This window comes from Methanosarcinales archaeon (assembly GCA_014859725.1).
GTDB lineage: Archaea > Halobacteriota > Methanosarcinia > Methanosarcinales > Methanocomedenaceae > Kmv04.
On record JACUTQ010000149.1, the window covers coordinates 1 to 5,542 of the forward strand.

The following is a 5,542-nucleotide window of genomic DNA, read 5'->3' on the forward strand; positions in this document are numbered from 1 at the left end:
TTGGAAACTCTCAGAACTTTAAAGTGTTTTGAAAAGCTGTTTTTGGGACGGCCTGCACGTTTTGTACCTACTTGGGAGCTATACAAAAAAGAGCTGTACAGGATATCTAACGATATTCGGGGAACAATCATTGTCCGGCTACTTTCTGAGTGCGGGATTGCCAGGGAAGAGCTGGCTTGTGCCTGCGAATAAATCTTGACCGAAACCACACACGTGGTCTTTGGATCGAGAAGGCTAAAAAGGTAAAAAATAGTTCTGATTATGAAATGGTGAGCCGTGAAGTGCCTGTTAATTCAAGTTTGTATACGCTTTTGAAAGCATATTTAGATCTAAGTCCGGGCCCGTTTATAATAAACCGGAAGCGTAGCACAGATATGCAGCTGCCATTAACACCTCGCAACATCAATACGATATTTGATGAGCACCTTAACATCCCCTGGTCCCCGCATGATTGCAGGCATTTTTTCAGATCTCAGGTCAGATCCTGGATGATCAAGGAAAAGCAAATTGACATTCAGGTGATAAAGGAGATAATGGGTCATACTCTTCAAGTCCATGAAAAGTATGGGGAAGCATCGCCTTTTGAGTATAAATTAGAAATAGTTGATTCTGTTTTCGGATAGGACTGCTATCAATTTCAATCGGATTAGGTCAACATCTAATGAAAATGATATGATCATACGTTATCTCCATGTCGGGAAAGGGGTGTTGGTGTTTGATATCCAGAAAGATATTTTAAGAGTTACTCCCTTGATCTATCTCTTGGATCTTGTTAGGCAAGCAGGCCTGCACTACAGCTGTTCACGGATCGGTGTTACAAGCTCTGCAGTACAACCGTAGGGAGATCCCGGGATTCTGACAGCCTACCAGCTGAGGACCATAGTTGCATGAAGGCCTTAAGATTTGTTCTCTTGATCTGTCTCCCTGACCATGATATCCCTTATCCTGGTCAAATCCAGCTGGATATCTTCGGTGGATTTCTCACTTCACCTTTTGTTTAGAAAGTGAAGTAAAACCGTCATTTTAACAGGATTTCTAGGCAATTACATACGATTTTTTGAACAACGACAACCGCAATCTGGCAATATACATATATATGTGTGTGCACATAATATCTATTTATGCCAACAATGACATTATCTATACCAGATGATCTTTATTCAGTCATAAAACACCATAATGAAGTAAAGTGGAGTGTAATTGCACGAAACGCTATGTGGGACTATGCCCGAAAAGTGCAGATTCTTGAAGACATTTTAGAAAAAAGCAAACTAACGGAAGAAAACGCTGAAGAGTTAAGCAACCTTATTAAGAAATCCATACGTGAACATCATGATATCAATTAGGACGAAATAATGAGACTCGTCATTGATACCAATATAATAATTTCATCATTAATTTCAAATTCTGTAAGACGGAGTATCCTGCTAAATTCAGGTTATGAATTTATATCCCCTGAATATACATACACAGAAATCATAAATCATATTGATCTTATTGAAAAAAAAGCACAAATCACGTCCAAGGAACTTCAATATGCCATGGACATTCTATTTTCAAATATCAAAATCTACCCAAAAGAAGAATACATTGAGTGTTATCCTGAAGCAAAAAAAATAATGAGTGATATCGACCCTGATGATGTACCTTTTTTGGCTTTAGCAATGAAGGCTCAAGTAGATGGTATTTGGAGTGAAGATAAAGGATTTCTAAAACAGGATCGAGTTAGAATTTACACAACTAAAGACCTCGTAGAATTTATAGGTTTATAATTTAAGAATAATTATAATTATTCCAATTTTTCCTAATATCTTGTGCCCGTTTTAAGAAAATCAAACATCCGAGCATTTCACACGATGCCCCGGATTTTGCGATGCAATCCAAGGTTGTTGACTTTTCATTATCCTTTGGCTTGAATTTTATTACTATTATTATAAGTCTATGCTTATAAATACATTTTTTTGTGTTAAATGCAAAGTTTGTAGTTGCAAACTAACAGATTCCCATACTATATAGAACAGTTGAGTTAACCCACACATAGGGATATTGTAGAAAAAACAGCGTTTTTGCACGTTTTACATAATTATTAATTGCCTTTTTATAGAATAACCAGACCATGTTTTGCCCAATTGTGGTAGAAATCAGATTATTTTGATAATATATAATTTTCAAACATTCAAATTGCATAATGTTCTAAAACCTAAAATGAGCCTTTGCATGGTGATATACAAAAAGGAAAACCTGATTGTTGAACTGTTTTTTCGGGTTGCAGTGCTTCTGGATATACCAGGTTGTCGACTGAATCCATGTAATATTCCATGACCATATCGATAATAGAGTAATTTTCGATATATCGAAAATGCAAGCTCCACCGCCTGGATAACAGAGACTAATGTGAAGATTCCTGATACAATACCCTATACGTGCACGTTTATTCCAGCAGAATCTCTCAGGGTCGAGGATACTCTTGCACCATGCCCGAAAAATGATAGGATTGCAGCTATCGGGGCCTGGATCAGTACTACTGGGAACAATAAATGTGATTATATTGATTTTATGGGAAGATGACTAAATATTTTAGACAGGCACTATACATCAGTTCAAAAAGACTGATATTTAATACATCAAATTCAGGGCATCATAGGCAGTCATGCCTACTTTGACCCCAAGATCCATGGCTGCTGAACTGACTTCCACTACCCGGGATTTCAATACGTCATCGAAACTTCTGACTCCGGTGACTTTTGCTGCCACATCACCCAACTGCTCGGCAGCGACCATGTTCAGATAACCACACATTACAAAACCCCTGGGTGCTTTTATGATCATAAGGGGGGCATGTTCCATATCCCACTTTAACCCTATAGCGTTGCCTTTATTCAGTTCTATTGTCTCGATCTGCATATATTATTTATATCTTTTGAAGATCATTGGACTGACATGAAGGACACGAAAGTTTTGACCCCATTCCTTTGAATTTATTACCGCAGGCTTTACACTGGTATGTAACCATGGCACCTGCTTCCAGATCTACACTGTCTGCAGTGCTTGAATCTACGAAACACATAATATTTACACCTCAATTAAACATGAAATCTGCCATATATAATAAGATTTCTGTTGGTGTACCAAACCCTTATATATCTCTCTCACATCATATGCGGAAAGTACAGATGACACTATCGCCCCCGGTTAAAGGCCGTTCAAACCTTACATTATTGATCCCATCGTCTCTAACATCAGAAACGAGGGATGGCAGGATCAAGACATATAAGGTCGGCCAGATTGCCAGGGCGGCAGCGGTGTTCAGGGTAGATAGCATAATAATCTATCGCGACCCGCAGTTCGATGACAGCAGGTTTATCAGCCTGGTGCTGAGATACGCAGAAACGCCCCAATACCTGCGAAAGCATCTATTCCCCCTTCAGGAGGAATTGAAGCATGCCGGGGTACTGATGCCACTTCGAACACCGCATCATCCCACAGAATTAAGATCATCCGATCTCAGCGAAGGAGAATTCCGCGTTGGGGTCGTGGTCTCAGGACCAAGAAAGAAAAGCGAGAAAAAAGTCGGATCTGACAACAGCGTTTGGGTCGATATCGGAATAGATAGCCCAGTTCGCCTGGATGCATCTCCCAATGAGGTGTCCACTGGTGAGCGCGTAAATGTCAGAATCTTTTCGCGACGACCAATACAAGCAAAGCTTGTACAAATGGACGAAATCCCCCTGTACTGGGGATACCGGACAACAGTAGAAAACAGCCTCTCAGGTGCGCTGAAGAAACTATCAGTTCAGGACGCCCTGATCCTGGTTGCCACACGGCAGGGCCAGGTGCTCGACACCACAACCCTTCCATGTATTTGCGCCTTGATGGATCAAAAAGCCAAAACAGCTGTTGTGTTCGGCTCTCCCAGGCAGAGTGTCGAGTCCATTATTGCAGGCGAGGGTTCACAACTCTCGGATTTCCAGTGCAAGACACTGAATACCGTCCCCTCTCAGGGCACAGCAACAGTAAGGGCAGAGGAAGCCGTTTGGGCAACATTGTCCCTGCTTAACCTGGTCAGGTAACATCCGTGGAAGAATCCATTATAATACGAAAAGACATCGGAGGAAAATAATGGCAAACATACACAGACCAAGACGTGGTTCACTGGCATTCAGCCCCAGGAAAAGGGCGAAAAGCCAGATACCAACAGTTAGATCATGGTCACAGGGCATTGGAGAGCCTAAGTTGAGCGGTTTTGCAGGATATAAAGCAGGCATGACGCACATAATAATGACTGACGACAAGTCAACCAGCCTCACCGCAGGCATGGAGATTTCGGTTCCTGTAACTGTAATTGAAATACCTGAAATGAGGGTAGCAGCGATCAGAGCTTATGGTGAGACCGGAACTTATGGCACTAAAATAAAGGGTGAAGCATGGACTAAAGTCGTTGATCCCACTTTGGAGAGAGCATTATTCCCGCCAAAGAAAAATAATACTGAAAAATCATTTGAAAAAATTGTAAAATTAGTTGAAGAAGGAAAAGTCGCAAACATTCACGTTATTTCTTATACATTACCATCTAAAGTTCCAGGCCTTCCAAAGAAGAAACCTGATGTAATGGAGCACAGGATAATAGGTGGGGATATTACTGCAAAACTGGAATATGCCAAATCCATTCTGGGTAAATCGGTACAAATATCAGATGTTTTTAATCAGGGTGATATCGTCGACGTATCAGCAATCACCAAGGCAAAAGGCACACAGGGACCGGTTAAGCGGTGGCATATCAATCTGATGAAGAACAAGCACAGCAGGCAGGGCAGTCTCAGGCAGGTAGGAACCTTAGGTCCCTGGAACCCTTCAAGGGTGAGCTGGAGAGTACCTCAACTGGGCCAGATGGGCTATCACCAGAGAACCGAATATAACAAACGCATTCTAAAGATCGGTGAGAACGGTGCAGACGTTACCCCACATGGTGGTTTACTGAATTATGGTGAAATTAAGAACAATTACGTACTGATCAAGGGAAGTATTCCTGGTCCTAAAAAGCGGCTTATCAGATTAAGACCTGCTATAAGGGCTGAAGTGAAAAACACAGGGATACCACAGATCGCACATATCAGCCAGAAGTCAAAGCAGGGGTGAAATAGATGAGCAAAGCACAAATATTAGATTTAACAGGAGCGCCAAAAGGCGAGATAGATCTCCCTGACGTATTTGACGAAATATACAGGCCTGATCTGATCAAAAGGGCAGTGTTAGCTGCCCAGGCAAACAGGCTCCAGGTCTACGGACCCACCCCTTATGCCGGTATGAAGACCTCAGCTGATAACTGGGGGCCAGGTCGAGGTATGGCCAGGGTACCCAGGATAAAGAACGGCAACCGAGTTGCCCGTATATGCCAGGCAAGAGGCGGACGGAAGGCCCATCCTCCAAAGGTCGAGAAGGATTATTCTGAAAAGATCAACAAAAAGGAACGTATCAAAGCCATAAGATCAGCCATTGCCGCAACATCATCACAAGATATAGTAAGGCAGAGGGGACACAGGTT

At 41.9% G+C, this 5,542-nt stretch carries 10 protein-coding genes; 8 read left to right on the plus strand and 2 right to left on the minus strand.

Annotated features, from left to right (window positions below; translation table 11 throughout):
- The first annotated feature begins 42 nt into the window (after positions 1–42).
- The 5 genes from IBX40_10610 (at position 43) to IBX40_10630 (ending at position 2,568) form a co-directional block, all read left to right on the plus strand.
- Positions 43–192 carry a hypothetical protein gene (locus tag IBX40_10610; protein MBE0524769.1) on the plus strand — a complete coding sequence of 50 codons (150 nt, stop codon included), beginning with the start codon at positions 43–45 and terminating at the stop codon, positions 190–192.
- Positions 177–623: a site-specific integrase gene (locus tag IBX40_10615; GenBank protein MBE0524770.1), complete on the plus strand. Its 447-nt coding sequence runs from the start codon at positions 177–179 to the stop codon at positions 621–623. The genes IBX40_10610 and IBX40_10615 overlap by 16 nt, the downstream gene beginning before the upstream one ends.
- A 498-nt stretch (positions 624–1,121) precedes the next feature.
- Positions 1,122–1,346 (plus strand): hypothetical protein, encoded by a 225-nt coding sequence (locus tag IBX40_10620; GenBank protein ID MBE0524771.1) that lies wholly within the window; start codon positions 1,122–1,124, stop codon positions 1,344–1,346.
- Positions 1,347–1,355: 9 nt separating this feature from the next.
- Positions 1,356–1,772 carry a PIN domain-containing protein gene (locus IBX40_10625; protein MBE0524772.1) on the plus strand — a complete coding sequence of 139 codons (417 nt, stop codon included), beginning with the start codon at positions 1,356–1,358 and terminating at the stop codon, positions 1,770–1,772.
- 622 nt (positions 1,773–2,394) lie between these two features.
- Complete coding sequence (locus IBX40_10630) at positions 2,395–2,568, plus strand: hypothetical protein (GenBank protein ID MBE0524773.1); 174 nt, start codon at positions 2,395–2,397, stop codon at positions 2,566–2,568.
- Between the two features lie 48 nt (positions 2,569–2,616).
- On the opposite strand, the gene IBX40_10635 is transcribed toward IBX40_10630, so the two are convergent.
- Together IBX40_10635 and IBX40_10640 are read right to left on the minus strand one after the other, a co-directional pair.
- Complete coding sequence (locus IBX40_10635) at positions 2,617–2,904, minus strand: DUF1805 domain-containing protein (GenBank protein ID MBE0524774.1); 288 nt, start codon at positions 2,902–2,904, stop codon at positions 2,617–2,619.
- A 7-nt stretch (positions 2,905–2,911) separates the two neighbouring features.
- Positions 2,912–3,067 (minus strand): hypothetical protein, encoded by a 156-nt coding sequence (locus IBX40_10640; protein MBE0524775.1) that lies wholly within the window; start codon positions 3,065–3,067, stop codon positions 2,912–2,914.
- Positions 3,068–3,173: 106 nt separating this feature from the next.
- On the opposite strand from IBX40_10640, the gene IBX40_10645 reads away from it, so the two are divergent.
- From IBX40_10645 to rplD, 3 genes are all read left to right on the plus strand, one after another.
- Positions 3,174–4,070, plus strand: a complete 897-nt coding sequence (locus IBX40_10645; GenBank protein ID MBE0524776.1) for a hypothetical protein — start codon at positions 3,174–3,176, stop codon at positions 4,068–4,070.
- Positions 4,071–4,119: 49 nt separating this feature from the next.
- Positions 4,120–5,136, plus strand: a complete 1,017-nt coding sequence (locus IBX40_10650; GenBank protein ID MBE0524777.1) for a 50S ribosomal protein L3 — start codon at positions 4,120–4,122, stop codon at positions 5,134–5,136.
- A 5-nt stretch (positions 5,137–5,141) separates the two neighbouring features.
- Positions 5,142–5,542 (plus strand): 50S ribosomal protein L4 (gene rplD / locus IBX40_10655; protein ID MBE0524778.1); only part of this gene is annotated, 401 nt, incomplete at its 3' end.

What these genes read in the sequence shown, in the direction of transcription:
- IBX40_10625 (MBE0524772.1), top strand. Translation starts at nt 1,356, where the DNA reads ATGAGACTCGTCATTGATACCAATATAATAATTTCATCATTAATTTCA.
- IBX40_10640 (MBE0524775.1), bottom strand. Translation starts at nt 3,067, where the DNA reads ATGTGTTTCGTAGATTCAAGCACTGCAGACAGTGTAGATCTGGAAGCA.
- IBX40_10635 (MBE0524774.1), bottom strand. Translation starts at nt 2,904, where the DNA reads ATGCAGATCGAGACAATAGAACTGAATAAAGGCAACGCTATAGGGTTA.
- IBX40_10645 (MBE0524776.1), top strand. Translation starts at nt 3,174, where the DNA reads ATGACACTATCGCCCCCGGTTAAAGGCCGTTCAAACCTTACATTATTG.
- IBX40_10650 (MBE0524777.1), top strand. Translation starts at nt 4,120, where the DNA reads ATGGCAAACATACACAGACCAAGACGTGGTTCACTGGCATTCAGCCCC.
- IBX40_10620 (MBE0524771.1), top strand. Translation starts at nt 1,122, where the DNA reads ATGCCAACAATGACATTATCTATACCAGATGATCTTTATTCAGTCATA.